Source organism: Sphingomonas oligophenolica, from assembly GCF_039522915.1.
Classification (GTDB): domain Bacteria; phylum Pseudomonadota; class Alphaproteobacteria; order Sphingomonadales; family Sphingomonadaceae; genus Sphingomonas; species Sphingomonas oligophenolica.
In genome coordinates this window covers 189,729-205,043 of sequence record NZ_BAAAEH010000040.1, presented here as the reverse complement: position 1 = coordinate 205,043, position 15,315 = coordinate 189,729, and the positions used below count along the sequence as shown (strand labels likewise).

Below are 15,315 nucleotides of genomic sequence, written 5' to 3'. Positions count from 1 at the left end.
CTATCAGGTGCTCAACAACACCTCCTTGGTACATCGATACCGTCGGGGGGCGTCCACCCCATCTGTTACCCGCTGTTTTACAGGAAATGATTTTTCTCCCGCTGTTATGTTGGATTTTGCCGACAATTTCCCTGTTTATTGTCAACAACTTGCAGGCGATCTCGCTGTTATCGAATAACAGCGGGAAAACAGCGGGAACAGCGGGGAACAGCGGCGATATCAGCGGGACGGCGCCGCATGGCAGCGGCCCTCGTCATTCAGCATATTTCGGTCATGTCAAAGAACAGGGCGGAGGCGATCGCAGCGCTCCATCCCTCCGACGGCTTTTTCACGAATTGAGTCTCGATTGAATCGGTCCGGATCATTCGGCGCTTTGTTTTGCTGCCATCGCCGCTATCTCGCCGGGCGCGGAATCGCCGCTATCGCGGCGCCCGCAGCCCAGCTGGCGTTGTCGCGCATCATAGGCTCGCAACCGCGCACCCTTCGCGGTCGCCATGCCAATCCCGTCCCGGCTGCCCCTGGCGCTTGCGGCCAGATTCTCTTCCTGGAACTGGCGGAACAGCCTGGCACAGGCATCCACATCGCGCGCGAAGCTGCCAGAATCCGGCCTGGCCAGATTGTTGAGCGCGCCTTCCAGCGCCGTCTCGAACAAGCCGAGGGCAGCATTGTTCGAACGGAAAGCCGGCGCGACGATAGCGTCGGGCGCGTCTCCGCGCTCGACATGGGCGGTGACATGAGTCTGCCTGCCGCCGTCGATCGGCTTGAAATCAGCGATCATCCTGAGCGTGACCCTGTTGCCGTTCATCAGCACCCAGCGCATCGAGTTTTCACTGCGCTCGACCTTGAGCACCGAGCGGACGCCGGATCGCCCGGCATCGGCAGCCGGTGAGGCCGGCTGATCGCGGATATCGAGATTCTCGAGCGCACCCATGACTTCGGCCTGAGGCCGGCTCACATCGCGGCTCCAACCGCCGCCACCGATGGCGCCGGTCACATACAGCCCGCCGAGCAGCACGGATCCCCCGATCCCCAATGCCTTGAACACCATGTGCGATCCCCGTCGGTTCCGGGCATTTGAGGACACCCTGTCCGGCATGGCGGACTATGGCCCGACGGCGTTGCCATTTTCGGAAAAAACCCGGTGTAGGATAGGTTAAAACCGGCTCAACGCGGCCGCTCGAGAAACAGGTGCCGCACGAGCGGCTGCATGCGCTCGTCGAACCTGGCCAGCACCTCATGCTCCTGCACGGCATCGAAATGAGTGACCATGCCGTACCGCGTCCAGCGGTGCAGCGCGTAACCGGGCGGATCGGCATTGACCATCGGGCGGTCGTCGGGGGTTTCGGGATCGATCGGGTTGAGATCGAGCGAGAGTTCGACCGCCGTCGCGGGGCAGACGCTGACGGTGATCCCCTTCCAGGGCGCGACGATCGGGCGGTGAAGATGGCCGCACCAGATCGCCTGGATCTGATGGTGGCCCGCGATCGCGGCGGTGAAGCGCTTGACCCAGGGTTCGTCGGGATGGGTCGCCATCCAGTCGATCCCGGCATCGAACGGCGGGTGGTGCATCACGATCATCGTCGGCGTGTCGCGCTGCTCAGCGAGCCGTGCGCGCAGCCAGGCAGCGCGGACGTCGCAGAAGCCACCGCCATGGCGACCCTCTTCGAGCGTATCGAGGACGATCAGCCTGAGCCCGTCGAGCGGAAGGCAATATTGGGCGAAACCCGAGGGCATCGGCACGTGCGGGAAGGTCGCGGCGAAATTGACGCGGTCGTCATGATTGCCGAGCGACGGATAGACCGGGAACGGACATCGCTTCAGCGCGTCGGCAAGGCGGCGGTAGCTGTCGATATCGCCCCTGTCGACGAGATCGCCGGTGACGAGCAGGAGATCGGGCCGGTTGCGGCCCTCGATCAATTCGGCCAGCACCAGATCGAAGCGCCGGCTGTTGAACTCGTCCGGACTGTCCGGCTCGAAGCCCAGATGCACGTCAGTGATCTGCGCGATCAACATGATCCCCTCCCCGGTTTATCGAGCCGCGACACTTCCGGCAGCTACGGCCGATGGCAGCCCCCGGATGCGCTCTCGCCGGTTGATCGGCTTCCATGGTGCGTTGGTGTCGGCATGATAGCTGTGGCACATCGCACAGGACGACGGGACCTTCGCCGCCGCGCCTTCGCCGCCATGGCAGATCCGGCAGGTCTGGACACCGGGCAGAAGCAGATCCTCGGCCGAGGCCGACTGGCGTGCGGCGTGGCAGGTCTCGCACTTCTCGGTCTTGTGCGCGGCGTGATCGAACCAGCCATGCATCATGTAGCGGGCGGGCTGATTGACCGGCAGCACCGTCCAGTCGGCAGCACCGCCGACACCCGGCGGGGTGACGACGTGGCAATCGTAACACGCGCCACCCTTGGTGAAGATCGCCGAGATGGCGGCATCAGCACTTGCCGGGCGCGCCGCCAGCGCGCCGAAATAGGCATGATAGACCTGGCCCTGGGCATAAAGCCCTGGCCGGCGACGCGCGGCATTGCCGAGTTCGGGCGGTGCCGGCGGGCTGGTCGAGCGATACATCGCGCGAAGGTCGGCGATCACCTGGGGGACATCGCCATGGCGAAGCGTACGCACCGTGCCGCCGATCCGGTCGAAGCCGAGGCTGTGGCACATCTGGCAATTGCGCTCCATCGTGATGGGGAGGAAGCGGGTGCCGTCAGCGGTGGGCGTATGGCAATCGGCACAGACCAGTGCTTTCCCGAACTGCCCTTTCAGCGTCTGCGCCATGCGCGCAACACCGCCGAGTACGTCGAGATGGAGCCTGTGCGGGAATTTGAGACCATTCCGCTCCACGACGGGACGATCGAGCGACACGCGGGCCAGCACCGGCATCGCGCCCGGCCTCACGGTGACGAGCGGCCTGAATTGCGGATGGGCGGTGCCGAAATCGCCGGCATTGCCGATCTTGGTATCCGCCAGCCGGCTTTTGAGGGTGGCGTGGCAATCGGTGCAGAATGCCTGGGGCGTTGCCGGCATCGGCCCGGCGCCCTGATGCTCGCGGTGGCAATCGACACAGGCGCCGGGGCCGGGCTTGTTGAAGGCGCGCGCGATGCCGGCGAGGATCTGGCCGCCAAGGCCGGGCCGAGCGCGGGCACCGGCGAGGCGTGCGGGCGGCGCATGGTCATGGACCGTCTTGTGGCAGGCGATGCACGCTGTATCGCGGACCGAGACGAAAGCCTCGGCATGGCAGGCCTTGCAATTGCCCTCGAGACCATGATGCGCCGCGCTCAGCGGGCCGCTCGTCCAGACATGATCGGCCTTCACTGCATAGATGGTGCGGTGATCGGGGCGCTCATGCTCGAGAAACGCCCGGATCGGCAGCGCGAGAAAGCCGATCAGCACCGCCGCGACCAGCAGCCAGGCGGTCATCCGCCTGCCGGGCAACAGGCCCTTGAGCGAATAAGCGGTGGCCTCGTCGCGCTCGCCGGCAGTATCCGACACCGCCCCGACACGCGTCACGGTGAAGACGATATTGCCGTCGCCGTCGCGCATCACGGTGATGCGATGCCCGCCGAACCCGAGCTCGGCGCCCTTGGCGGCGTTGATCTCGGCACGGCGCATCGTCCGCCCGTCGACCTCGAAGCCAAGCGTGCTGGTGGCGATGACGGCAATGCGCCGATCGTCGCGCCGCTCGATCCGGGCATGGTGCGGATCGACCGCGAGATCGGGGAGCGAAATGTCGTTCTCGGCGGCACGGCCGACCGTCAGGCTCGGCTGATCGACGGTGGTCGCACGGACGATCTCGCGGTGATCCGCCGTATAGCTCACCTGCCTGACGAGGAAGGTCATCGTGCCCGCCTCACCAGTAGAAGAATACGCTGACGATGTGCGCCGTCAGCGCAGCGATCAGCGCGAAGGTGGCGGGCACATGCACGTACAGCCAGATTTCGAGCAGCGCCTTGAGCCGAAGGTGCCGGCGGAGCTGGGCGAGCATCGCGATCTTGCGCTCGAGCAGGGCATCGACGCGTTCGAGCGGATCGTCGCCGAGATCGGGGCGCGGGCCGGTCCGCTCGCGGATCAGGTCGAAGGTCCGCTGGGTCGCGCAGCGCGGATAGCGGCCCGAGAGCCGGGCGACGATGCTGCCGCCGAACGGATCCTGGACCAGCGAATTCTGGACGAGGTCGGCCTGATATTGATTGAGCGGCTGGGCGGCATCGTGAAGCTGACGGTCGAGCGCGCGAAGCGCATCGAGCATCTGGGCCTGGGTCATCTCCTCGCGATTGTTGCTGAGCGCGGCTGGGACGGCGGCATAGACCGAGATGCCGTAAATGCCCGAGGCGATCACCAGCATCATCAGCGCATAGGCGAGCGTGTGGACGTTCCAGCCGAACTGGAAGCCGGTGTGGAGCGTAGCGATGACGATCAGGCTGAGGCCGAGATAGACATGCGCGCTGGTCCAGGTTTTCAGCGACCAGCGGCCCGGCGTCATCGCGCGTTTGCGCACGCCCAGCAGGGTCAGCCACAGGATCAGCAGCACGCCGATCGTGCCGAGCGTGTAGCCATACCAGGTCGCGCCGAAAGGTCGCGGCCGGCGGTCGATCAGCAGATAGACCAGGATGGCGAAGGCGCTGATCCAGAGTGCGATCTTCAGCCAGCGGAAGCCTTTGTGGCGCAGGAATCCCTCATGCAGCGCGGCGGCGCCGTTTTGCGCGCTACGCGCGCGGGCCCTCGCCACCCCCCCGGAGGCACGGCTGGCTATGACCCGGTCTCCTCTTCGAGCCGGGCGACGCTGAGGAAATTCTCAGGCGAGACGCGAATTGCCGCGCCGGTCGGGCAGGCGCGGACGCAGGCTGGGCCGCCGTCGATGCCCGAGCACATATCGCACTTGATGGCCTTTTTGGGTTTCTCGACGCCGGCTTCCCTGTGCTTGTAGCGCCATTTCTTCGATGGCTCGCCGGGGCCGGGCCCCATGCCGAGGAACATCCAGCTCAGCAACCCCGGCTTTTTCGGCGGCACGCTGTCCATCCGGATCACGCCATAGGGGCAGTTGCGCTGGCAATTGCCGCAGCCGATGCAGCTATCGTCGATCACCACCTCGCCGTCCGGCCCGCGATGGATCGCGTTGGGCGGGCAATCGGCCATGCAATGCGGATGCTCGCAGTGCCGGCAACTGGTCGGCACATGGAGATGGGCATAGGTGCGCCCCGCCTCGCGATCGAGCCGCGACAGACCTTCATGGCTGTCGGCGCAGGCCTTTTCGCAATTGTCGCAGCCGACGCACAGATTCTCGTCGATCAGCAGCACGTCGGTCGCCTCGCCGATGCCGTTCTCGACAAGGAAGGTCGCGGTCTGCGAGTACATGTCGACCACGCCGGAGAAACTGTCCTTCCGGCTTTCGACGAATGCGTTGATGTTCTGGCGCTGCGCCATGTCGGCGCGGGCCTTTTCGAGCAGCCTCGGCTTTGCCTCCATCAATCGGCGGAACGCAGCGCCGGGCAATCGGATCACCTCGGATTTGACCGCGGCCTTCACCGTCGCGGTGCGCTTGCCGCCGCCGATCAGCGCCATCTCGCCGACATAGGAGCCTGCGGGCAGATAGGAGAGGAAGACCGGTTTTCCGCCGACATTCTTCTCGACGATCATGCTGCCGACGCGGATGACATAAATGTCCTCGCCGGGATCGCCCTCGACGAGGATCGGCTTGCCGGCGGGGACGGTCTGGATTTCCGACGCGTCGAGCAGCTCGGTGAGATCGGCCGAGGTAAGGCCCGAACCGAACAGCTGGAGCAATTGCCGCTCGACCGAAATCCGCGTCACCGCGCGCTTGGCGGCGGGGACCGAGGCCATCAGTTTCAGCGCCGCGGTGCGCGAGACCTCGACAGCGATCATGTCGGTGCCGGCGCGGACGGTCGCGCCACGCCGGCGGCCCGAGATCAGCCCGACCTCGCCGAAGATCGAGCCCTGTTCGACGGCCACGGTGATCGACGGATTGTCCTTGTCGACCTCGACCAGCGCCGTCCCCTGGGCGATGCCGAACAGCGAGGAGCCGGGATCGGCGCGCTCGAACACGACCTCCCCTGCCTTGTAGGAGCGCACCTCGGAATCGAGCATGAACTCGCGCATCTGGAGCGGCGAGAGCTCGTTCAGGATCGTGATGTTGGCGCGGAGCATCTCGAGCCATTCATCGACCGAGCGGCGCGCCTTGAAGCGCTCGAACTTCTTCGCGAGGATCGGCTCGTCGGCGGGCTTCAGCGTCGTGTTGCCGTTGATGAACTCGACGACGTCATAGCCCTGGTTCATGCAATGCTTGATCAGCGGATAGCCGGCGAGCGCGCCGATCACGAAGATGCCCGGCTTGGTCGATTCGAAGACGGGCGAGAGTTTCGGAAAGGCCTCGCGGTCAGCGCTGCTGAACTCGATCCCGCAGCTTTCGACAAAGGCGCGCGGCGCGGCCGAGCCCATGCGGGCGATGATCCGGTCGCAGCGGATCGTCTCCTGGCCGTCGCGGGTTTCGAGCAGCAGCTCGCCGGGGCGGACTTCGGCGGGGGTGGTCTCGAGCCGGATGGTGATCCGCCCCTGCTCGGCTGCCTCGTTGAGCAGCTTCACATTGGCGCCCTTGGCGCGCGCGAAATCGGCCGAGCGGTTGAGGATGGTGACGACATTGCCCTGGGCGGCATCGGCGGCGAGGCCGAGCGCATTTTCGATGCCGGCATCGCCCGAGCCGATCACGGTGATATGCTCGTCGATATAGTCGCCGGGATCGTCGAGCTGATACTGGACATGCGGGAGCGTCGAGCCGGGGCAGCGCATCAGGTTCGGGTTGCCCTGGGTGCCGATCGCCAGCACGACCGTCTCGGCTTCGATCACTGCGCCGTCGGTCAGGGTGAGGCGAAAGGCGCCGCGCTCGCCCTCGATCGCCTTCACCTCGCTGCGGTAACGCACATTGATGCCGTTCTTCGCGGCGAGCTTGTCCCAGGTGCCGAGGATCGCTTCGCGCTTGCCGGCGTCGAACTCCATGTCCGAGCGGAGCACGAGCTGGCTGGGCGTCGCCATCACATGCTTGCCCTTCTGATATTTGTAGATCGTATCCGAGAGGTGGTCGGTCTTTTCGAGCAGCACATGGGAAAGATCGAGCTGCGCGGCGCGGGCAGCCGCGCTCAGCCCGGCCGGACCGGAACCGATGATCGCGATGCGGACACGATCGGTCACGCCCTGTCCCCCTCATTCTCAGGCCGCCGGATGCGACCCTTCAGGAATGCACTTGCCGCCTGGCCCTGTACGATAGCATGTACGGGCCGGGGCGCACACCCTCAAGCATAGTGAAACGGGGGATTCGGATGGAAAGGGCCAAGCATTCGTCGAGAGCCGGGCTGATCGTGCTGGTACTCGCCGCGCTGGTTCTGGTCGTGTCGGTTTCCGTTGCTGCGCTGCGGGGCACGAAATCGGAAAAAAGCGCCATATCATCGAGTGCCGCCCCTGCGCCGGACCAGCCGGCGACGATCGCGACCTTGCAGGAACGCACGCGAACCGAACCGAATAATGCCGAAGCGTGGCTCAGGCTCGGCCAGGCGCAGGCCGATGCCGGCGACTATAAGGCAGCCGCGGACGCGTATGATCGTGGGACAAGGCTGGCGCCCAGACGCGCCGATCTCTGGTCGGCATATGGCGAGGCGCGGGTGTTGGCGAGCACCGGCGACCCAATGCCGCCGCAAGCGCTCGCCGCGTTTCGCAAGGCGGTGGCGATCGATCCTAAGGACCCGCGGGCGCGCTATTTCATCGCGGTCGCGCGCGACCTGTCAGGCGATCACGAAGGCGCGATCAGCGACTGGCTGGCGCTGCTCCACGAGACCCCGCCGGGCGCGCCCTGGGAGCGCGACCTGCGGCGGACGATCGAGCAGGTCGGCAAGATCAACAAGATCGATGTTGCTGCAAGGCTCGCCGCGGTGACCCAGCCGGCCGCGCATGCGCTGATGCCCGACGGCTCGACCGCTGCCGCCGCCATTCCCGGCCCGAGCCCCGAACAGATGCGCGCCGCCTCGGCGCTGCCGCCCGACCAGCAGGATGCGATGATCCAGGGCATGGTCGGCAAGCTCGAGGCGAAGCTGCGGGCCGACCCGTCCGATGTCGAGGGCTGGATCATGCTGATGCGGAGCCGGATGACGCTTGGGGAGACAGCCAAGGCGATGGCTGCACGCAAGGCCGCGATTGCGGCGAATCCGGGCGCGAAGGCGCGGATCGAGGCCGAGGCCGGAACCTTGGGCGTGCCTGCGGGGTGATGCATATGGATCGTCGCGTAGACACGAAGGCGAGACCCAGATTACGCGCCCAAGCGATATCAACCGCGGCCTGACCGCACGGCCTTGTCGAATTTCCGGTTCGCCGTACCACGGCAGTGACGGAACCGGAGCGAACGGATGAAATTCGCGTTTTCGATGCCGCATCTGATGCGGCTCAAGGCATCCTCCCTATCCTGGGAGGCAAATGTGACCGGTGCCGACCAGACCCGCATGGCGAAGCGGGCGGATGCGCTCCGCTATGACATGATCAGCGTGCCCGAGCATTTCATCATCCCGACCGATCATGTCGATCTGTCAGGCCCGCATTATTTCCACGCTGCGGCTGGCCAGGGCTATTTCGCCGGCGCGACGGAACGGATCCTGATCAACTCCTCGATCGCCATCCTGCCGCTGCAGAACCCGATCGTGACCGCAAAGGCGCTGGCGACGCTCGACTGGCTGAGCAGCGGGCGGATCATCGCGACCTTCGGCGCTGGCTGGCTGGAAAAGGAGTTCGAGATCCTCGGGGTGGATTTCCACCAGCGCGGCGCGATGTGCGAGGAATATCTCGCTGCGATCATTGAATTGTGGACAAAGGAGTCGCCCGAATTCGAGGGGAAATTCATCTCGTTCAGGGACGTCGCCTTTGAACCCAAGCCATTCAGCAAGCCGCATCTGCCGATCTGGCTCGGCGGCGATGCAGACCCGGTCCTGAAGCGTGCGGCGCGTTATGCAAACGGCTGGTGGCCGTTCCTGACGAAACCCGAGGATCTGCCGGCGCGGATCGACTTCATCAAGTCGCAGCCAGGTTTCACGGGCGGACCGTTCGAGGTGATGTACGGCTTCGGCACCACGCGCGTCGGTGAGGGGCACACGGTGATCGACGATCCCAGGGTACGCCACGGGATGAGCGCTCAGGAGATTGTCGATCGGCTGTGCTGGTTCAGCGAGCTCGGGGTGACGATGAGTTCCTTCCCGATGCCGGCGGTGACAGGCGTCGATGACTATCTGGACTATGCGCAATGGGCGATCGAGGAGGTCGGGCCGAGGGTGCGGTGATTTTCGGCGCATGAGGACGGGAGCCACCGCCTGGGGCAAATGGCTGTGGCCCTTATCTACTTCTCCGTCGCCGCGAACACCCCGTCCCAATCCGCGCCCGGCGGATTCGCGGCGAAGTGCGTGATGCGTTCGCGCATCAGGAGGTAGAATTTGCGCAGGCCATAGCCGACCGCATTGCCCTGCCCCGCCTCGGCAAGCGTCTGCGCCGTCGCCCAATCCTGCACGCGATAGGCGTCGAGCATTGCCTGATGCTTGATCGCGAAGTCGCGAAAGCCCGCGGTCTCGGCCAGACTCTCGTCGCCGAGCAGGCCGAAGATCTCCTCGGGCGTCTCGCGGCCGACGACGCGGACGCAATCGAGCGAGACGATCGCGAAATGGGGCAGATGGCGCTTGAGTTCACTGCCGATCGCGATCTGCAGGCCGTAATATTTGGTCATCCCCTCGATCCGCGAGGCGAGGTTCACGGTGTCGCCGATCAGCGAATAGGAAAGCCGCTGCGCCGAGCCCATATTGCCGACGCAGCACGGGCCGGCGTTGAGGCCGATGCCGATGCTGACCTCGCCGGGCCAGGCGCTGCTTGCCTCCCGCCCGCGCATCTCGACATTGATCGCGCGCAGCCTTGCCGTCATCGCCAGCGCGGCGCGCGCGGCATTGGCGAATTGATCGGGATCGTCGAGCGGCGCATTCCAGAAGGCGAGCACGGCATCGCCGATGAACTTGTCGATCGTCGCCTTCCGTTCGAGCAATATGTCGCACATCGGCGTGAGGAAGGAGATCAGGAAGCGGATGATCTCCTGCGGGGTGAGCTTTTCGGAGAGCCTGGAGAAGCCGCGGATATCGCAGAACAGCACCGTCATCTCGCGCTCTTCGCCGCCGAGCTCGAGCTGGCCGGGATCGTCGACGATCCGCTTGACCAGCTCGGGCGAGAGATAGCGGTCGAACGCCTTGTGGATATAGGCGCGCTGGCGCTCCTCGCGGTAATAAGTGAGCGCGGTCTCGACCAGATAGACGAGGGTCAGCGCGATCACCGGATAGGTCGGGCTGATCAGATAATGGCCGTCGCGAAAGGCGAACCAGCTTCCCGCCACCATGCCGCCGACCATCACCAGCCCGAGGATCGCGCCCCGCGTGGCGCCGAGCCAGGGCAGCGAGAAGGCCATGATCAGACCGAGGATCACCAATGTCGCGCGCTCCAGGCCTGGGCCCCAATCGGGGCGGCTCAGGAATTTTTTCAGGACCATCTGCTCGACTGCCTGGGCATGGACGTTCACGCCCATCTCGCGATCGACGATCGGGGTCGATTTGAGATCGTACAGGCCGGACGCGCTGGTGCCGATGAAGACGATTCGCCCTTCGAACGCCTTCTGCATTTCCCCGGGCGAGAGCTTGCCGGTCAGGACCTTCCAGGCGGGAACGACTCGGTCAGGCTGCGGCGCGGTATAATATATCCACAGCTCGCCGGTGTCGGTTGTGGGGACGGTGAGATCCCCATCCTTGATCGACAGGACGCTCGCGCCACTGCCCAGCTCTCCACTGCCATTGCTTGATTTGACGATGATCGAGCCCGCCCCCTGCGCGACGCGGAGCGCCTCGACCGAAAGGGTCGGCAGCAACTGGCCGTTTTCGGAAACGACCAGCGGCGCGCGGCGGATGATACCGTCATCGTCGGGAACAAGGGTGACGACGCCGACGCCCGGTGCCGCGTCGCGCAACAGCGGCAGCGGCTGGACGGCACCGTTGAAATCGTCGCCGACCTTTGGCTGAGCGCCCCCGACCGCAATCCCGGCCTTGGGCTCGATCTGCCCGCCCTTGCCGTCATGGGTGAGGAAAGAGGCGAGGATGGTCGGGGTCTGGCTGAGCGTCCGGGCGAGCACGGCGTCGTGATCGGGGAGCGACTTCAACGTATCGAGCACTTCCGGGGACACCCCATCGCGCCGTGCCCGCTCGGCGAGGCGTTCGGGCGAAGTACGGTCGGGCTCGGCGAAGACGATATCATAAGCGATCGCCACGGCGCCGGCGTCGCTGAGCTGCTGGGTCAACCGCGCGATGTCGGTACGCGGCCAGGGCCATTGGCCGAGTTGGCGGATCGATTCGTCATCGATGTCAACCACCCGCACCCCGGCATCCTGCCAGGGCCGCGGCGCCACGCGCTGATAGCTGTCGAACAGCAGCAGCCCGATCCGGTCGATCGAACGGACGCCGGCGACCTGGAGCGCCAGCACCGCGAGCAGCGCGAGCATGCCGGGCAGGATCACGCCGGCCTTGCCGCGCACGAACTTCAGTGAAGGCCCTCGCGCCATCGGTTCGCCCCCCGGCTATGCGGCCCTTTTTTGTGGGGCCTTTCGGCAGGGGCTATCACAGAATCGAGCGCGTGACACGACTCGGCCGGGAACCGTCAGCTCGGCTTAACGCGCCCGCCGCCGGAAGGGATAGGCGAGCTGGGCGCGATAGCCGCGCGGCACGTCTTCCGACACACCATAGCCGCTCGGCCATTCGCCCGGCGGCAGATAATGCGTGCCGAAGAGCCGGTCGAGCCAGGGGAAATGGATCGCGAAATTCTTGTCGATCGCCACCTCCTCGATGCCGTGATGCCAGTGATGGAAGCGCGGAATGACGACGAAGCGGCCGAGCGTGTCGAAATTGCCGCGCAGATTGGCGTGGACCAGGCTCGCATAGATATAGACCATCGCGACATAGGCCTGCATCACCGAGGGCGCGAAGCCGAAGGTCAAGAGCGGCAGCGAGGTGACGCCGCGCAGCAGGATGATCTCGACGAAATGCATCCGCGAGCCAGCCAGCCAGTCCATCGACTTCGCCGAATGATGGACGGCGTGGAAGCCCCAGAGAAAGGGCCAGCGGTGGAAGGCGCGGTGGAACCAATATTGAACGAGGTCGGTCAGGAACATCGCCTCGACGAACTGGAGCAGCCATGGCTGCGCACCGACCATGGCGCGGAACGCACCGAAATTGCTGGTCGAGGCCATGATGAAGGATGAGGGCGCGAGCGCGAGGAAGGTGATGAGCTGCACCAACATCGAGCTGACGAGATAGTAGAAGAGATCCTCACGCCATTCGGCGCGAAACAGGCGTTGCGCCGGGCGATGCGGGAAGATCCGCTCGATCGGCGCGAACATCAAGCCGGTCGCGATCATGTTGAGCGCGAAGAAGTCGATTCCGAAGAAAATGCCCCAGCTCCGAGTCTCGTGCGGCTGCACCGCAGCGCCGCCAAGCAGGGTGGCGAGGAGCGCGACGACCAGAGCGGTTGCGCCGAGCGCCTTGCGCGGGCGGAGCAACAGGCTGAGCAAGGCGAGCCCATACGCCGCAAGCAGGGTCAGGTGGATGACAATCCGGAAACCCGCCCAGCCGCGGACCGGGCCGAGTTGCGGCATCGCGAACCATTCGGGCCAGCGCAGGGCGGCGACGAAGCAGAACCCGGCGATCGCGAAGACCAGGGCGAAGAAGCCCGAGAACCAGCCGGTGCCGAAGCCGCGCGCCTCGATCGGCGCCTCCAGATCATGCAGCAGCCCGTTTACAAATCCGCGTTTCATCGTCCGTTCTCCCCCGGCCACCTCAATCATTATAAGCGCCTAATTAAGAGCGACCTAATCTCCCAGCACTGCCTCGAGCAGGCCGATCAGCGGGCGATCGGCCGGCGGCATATCGAGCGCGCGGAGTTGATCGGGCAGGCACCACAGCAATTCCTCGGCATCGAGCGCGCGCGGCAAGCCGTTCCAGGTACGGCAGATATACAGGAGCAGGAGCAGATGCCGCCCGGCCAGCGGCTCGCTGGCGAAGACCGCAGGCATGAGGTGCGCAGGATCGACCATGATCCCGAGTTCCTCATGCAACTCGCGGACAAGGGCGACCTCAGGGGTTTCGCCGGTTTCCAGCTTGCCGCCGGGAAATTCCCACAGTCCAGCCATCATTTTCCCCACCGGCCTGCGCTGAACGAGAATTCGTCCGTCTTCATCGACCAACGCCACCGCCACAACCGGAAAAAGCACCAAAGAATCCACGTAGTTGGCGGCTTTCGTCATTCATTAACGCTCCTTGATTTAAGCTCGGGCGGGAAATTCCGGGGCGGGGGCGACCATCTGATGCTTGTTCGACTGATGCGAAAACTGATCAAGGCTGAAAAGGGTGGCACCGCCATCGAATATGGCCTGATTGCCGCTCTCGTCGTCATCACGATGATCGCTGCCTTTATCGGCATGGCGAATACCACGACCGATATGTGGGGCAATGTGAATACGAAAATCGAAACCGCACGCACAGGCGGATGATTGGTTCCGAAAGATTCTTCGGTTCGGCTTAAACTTTTCTCAACCTAGCTTCCCTACACCGAGTCTGCTGGCCCGGTTCACCGGTCCGGCCGGGTACTGAAGTGTTGCAACATAATGGAGACCGGAATCATGCAGACCATTCGCAAGTTCATCAAGAACAGCAAGGGCGCCACCGCAATCGAGTACGGCCTGATCGCCGCGCTGATCGCCGTCGCAGCCATCGCCGCCATGCAGGGCCTGGGCAACCAGCTCAAGACCACGTTCACGAACGTGTCTTCGAACATGAAGGCTTCGTAAGCTCTTACCAGCTTACCTAGAAAAGAAGGGGCGGCGAAACTTCGGTTTCGCCGCCCTTTTTGCATGTCTGTTAATCCAATCCGGAATGGATCAACTTCCGATCATCATCACTATGATTTTAACCACATTTTCATTACGAGCCAGCAATGAAGATGCGCACGCTATCGGGGGATAGGGGGCATAAGCCCCGAGCGTGTCGAGGAGAGGGGGCCGGAATGACTATAGCGCGCACGGTCTTCGCCGAGACAAAAGGCGCGACCGCGATCACATGCGACCTCAGCGTTGCATCGATCGTCGTTGACGCCGTCGCTGCCATACAAGACCCGGGCAGCAGCTGAACATGACGATCAGCTATTTTTCCTCGAAATCGACGGCTCCGTAAGCCTCACGGCTTTGGAGTTGGGGGGTGGACGGCGAAACTTCGGTTTCGCCGTCCTTTTTTTGCGGCGCCGGGGGCTAGACCCGGCCGATCGCCAGGAATTTCTCGCGACGCCCGCGGCGAAGCTCTGCCGGACCCTGATTGCCGAGCTCGCCAAGCGCGCCGTCGATCGCATCGCCGAGGCTGGCGATCGCCAGCGCCGGATCGCGGTGCGCGCCGCCGAGCGGCTCGGGCACGATGGTGTCAATCACGCCGAGCCCCTTCAGGTCCTGCGCGGTGACCTTCATCGCTTCGGCCGCCTCGGGGGCCTTGTCGGCGGTGCGCCACAGGATCGAGGCGCAGCCCTCGGGCGAGATGACCGAATAGACGGCATGCTCGAACATCAGCACCTTGTTGCCCGCGGCAAGCGCGATCGCGCCGCCCGAGCCACCCTCGCCCACCACCGCCGAGATCATCGGCACACCGAGCGACAGGCAGGCCTCGGTCGAGCGGGCGATCGCCTCGGCCTGACCGCGTTCCTCGGCCTGGACGCCGGGAAACGCGCCAGAGGTGTCGACCAAAGTGACGACGGGAAGGCCGAACCGGTCAGCGAGGTGCATCAGGCGGATCGCCTTGCGATAGCCCTCGGGCTTGCCCATGCCGAAATTGTGGCGGAGCCGGCTCGCGGTATCGTCGCCCTTTTCATGGCCGATCACCAGGATTTTGCGGCCGCGGAAGTGGGCGAAGCCGCCGAGGATCGCCTGATCGTCGCCGAACGCGCGATCACCCGAGAGCAGCATGAAGTCATCGAACAGGCCGGCGACATAATCCTTGAAGTGCGGGCGCTCGCCATGGCGCGCCACCTGGGTCTTCTGCCAGGGCGTCAGCTTCGCATAGGTGTCGCGCAGCAGCTTGTCGGACTTGGCCTGGAGCCTCGCGACTTCGGAATCGATATCGACCGCACCATCCGCGGCGGTCTCGCGGAGTTCGTCGATCCGGCTCTGAAGCTCGGCGATCGGCTTTTCGAAATCGAGGAAGGTTGCCATCGGTC

At 64.7% G+C, this 15,315-nt stretch carries 14 protein-coding genes; 5 read left to right on the top strand and 9 right to left on the bottom strand.

The features are described from left to right. The coding region (locus ABD050_RS20805; protein ID WP_343891418.1) for a hypothetical protein at positions 1-350 on the top strand (350 nt) is incomplete at its 5' end. 11 nt (positions 351-361) lie between these two features. On the opposite strand, the gene ABD050_RS20800 is transcribed toward ABD050_RS20805, so the two are convergent. The 5 genes from ABD050_RS20800 to ABD050_RS20780 all read right to left on the bottom strand — a co-directional run bounded on the left by ABD050_RS20800 (position 362) and on the right by ABD050_RS20780 (position 7,200). Then, the gene (locus ABD050_RS20800) at positions 362-1,048 is read right to left on the bottom strand and encodes a hypothetical protein (RefSeq protein WP_343891417.1); all 687 of its coding nucleotides are present in this window, start codon (positions 1,046-1,048) and stop codon (positions 362-364) included. A gap of 116 nt (positions 1,049-1,164) precedes the next feature. Then, positions 1,165-2,013, bottom strand: a complete 849-nt coding sequence (locus ABD050_RS20795) for a phosphodiesterase (protein WP_343891416.1) — start codon at positions 2,011-2,013, stop codon at positions 1,165-1,167. Positions 2,014-2,028: 15 nt separating this feature from the next. Further along, complete coding sequence (locus ABD050_RS20790) at positions 2,029-3,840, bottom strand: cytochrome c3 family protein (protein ID WP_343891415.1); 1,812 nt, start codon at positions 3,838-3,840, stop codon at positions 2,029-2,031. Positions 3,841-3,850: 10 nt separating this feature from the next. Further along, positions 3,851-4,726: a hypothetical protein gene (locus ABD050_RS20785; protein WP_343891414.1), complete on the bottom strand. Its 876-nt coding sequence runs from the start codon at positions 4,724-4,726 to the stop codon at positions 3,851-3,853. A 20-nt stretch (positions 4,727-4,746) separates the two neighbouring features. Further along, positions 4,747-7,200 (bottom strand): cyclic nucleotide-binding domain-containing protein, encoded by a 2,454-nt coding sequence (locus ABD050_RS20780; protein WP_343891413.1) that lies wholly within the window; start codon positions 7,198-7,200, stop codon positions 4,747-4,749. Positions 7,201-7,328: 128 nt separating this feature from the next. Here ABD050_RS20780 and ABD050_RS20775 point away from each other — a divergent pair, with 128 nt between their 5' ends. Together ABD050_RS20775 and ABD050_RS20770 are read left to right on the top strand one after the other, a co-directional pair. Beyond that, positions 7,329-8,267 (top strand): tetratricopeptide repeat protein, encoded by a 939-nt coding sequence (locus ABD050_RS20775; RefSeq protein ID WP_343891412.1) that lies wholly within the window; start codon positions 7,329-7,331, stop codon positions 8,265-8,267. A 138-nt stretch (positions 8,268-8,405) separates the two neighbouring features. After that, positions 8,406-9,326 (top strand): TIGR03619 family F420-dependent LLM class oxidoreductase, encoded by a 921-nt coding sequence (locus tag ABD050_RS20770; RefSeq protein WP_343891411.1) that lies wholly within the window; start codon positions 8,406-8,408, stop codon positions 9,324-9,326. Positions 9,327-9,382: 56 nt separating this feature from the next. Here ABD050_RS20770 and ABD050_RS20765 read toward each other — a convergent pair whose 3' ends face one another. The 3 genes from ABD050_RS20765 to ABD050_RS20755 form a co-directional block, all read right to left on the bottom strand. Then, positions 9,383-11,626: a CHASE2 domain-containing protein gene (locus ABD050_RS20765; protein WP_343891410.1), complete on the bottom strand. Its 2,244-nt coding sequence runs from the start codon at positions 11,624-11,626 to the stop codon at positions 9,383-9,385. A 105-nt stretch (positions 11,627-11,731) separates the two neighbouring features. Continuing rightward, positions 11,732-12,874: a sterol desaturase family protein gene (locus ABD050_RS20760; protein WP_343891409.1), complete on the bottom strand. Its 1,143-nt coding sequence runs from the start codon at positions 12,872-12,874 to the stop codon at positions 11,732-11,734. Between the two features lie 54 nt (positions 12,875-12,928). Next, positions 12,929-13,261, bottom strand: coding sequence for an NUDIX domain-containing protein (locus ABD050_RS20755; RefSeq protein WP_343891425.1), 333 nt, complete (start codon positions 13,259-13,261; stop codon positions 12,929-12,931). Between ABD050_RS20755 and ABD050_RS20750 the strand changes: the two genes are divergently transcribed. Then, positions 13,169-13,609, top strand: a complete 441-nt coding sequence (locus ABD050_RS20750; protein WP_343891426.1) for a Flp family type IVb pilin — start codon at positions 13,169-13,171, stop codon at positions 13,607-13,609. The genes ABD050_RS20755 and ABD050_RS20750 overlap by 93 nt on opposite strands. 129 nt (positions 13,610-13,738) lie before the next feature. Beyond that, positions 13,739-13,906, top strand: coding sequence for a Flp family type IVb pilin (locus ABD050_RS20745; protein ID WP_272626647.1), 168 nt, complete (start codon positions 13,739-13,741; stop codon positions 13,904-13,906). A 456-nt stretch (positions 13,907-14,362) separates the two neighbouring features. On the opposite strand, the gene ABD050_RS20740 is transcribed toward ABD050_RS20745, so the two are convergent. After that, positions 14,363-15,310: an acetyl-CoA carboxylase carboxyltransferase subunit alpha gene (locus ABD050_RS20740; RefSeq protein ID WP_343891408.1), complete on the bottom strand. Its 948-nt coding sequence runs from the start codon at positions 15,308-15,310 to the stop codon at positions 14,363-14,365. Positions 15,311-15,315 lie beyond the last annotated feature (5 nt).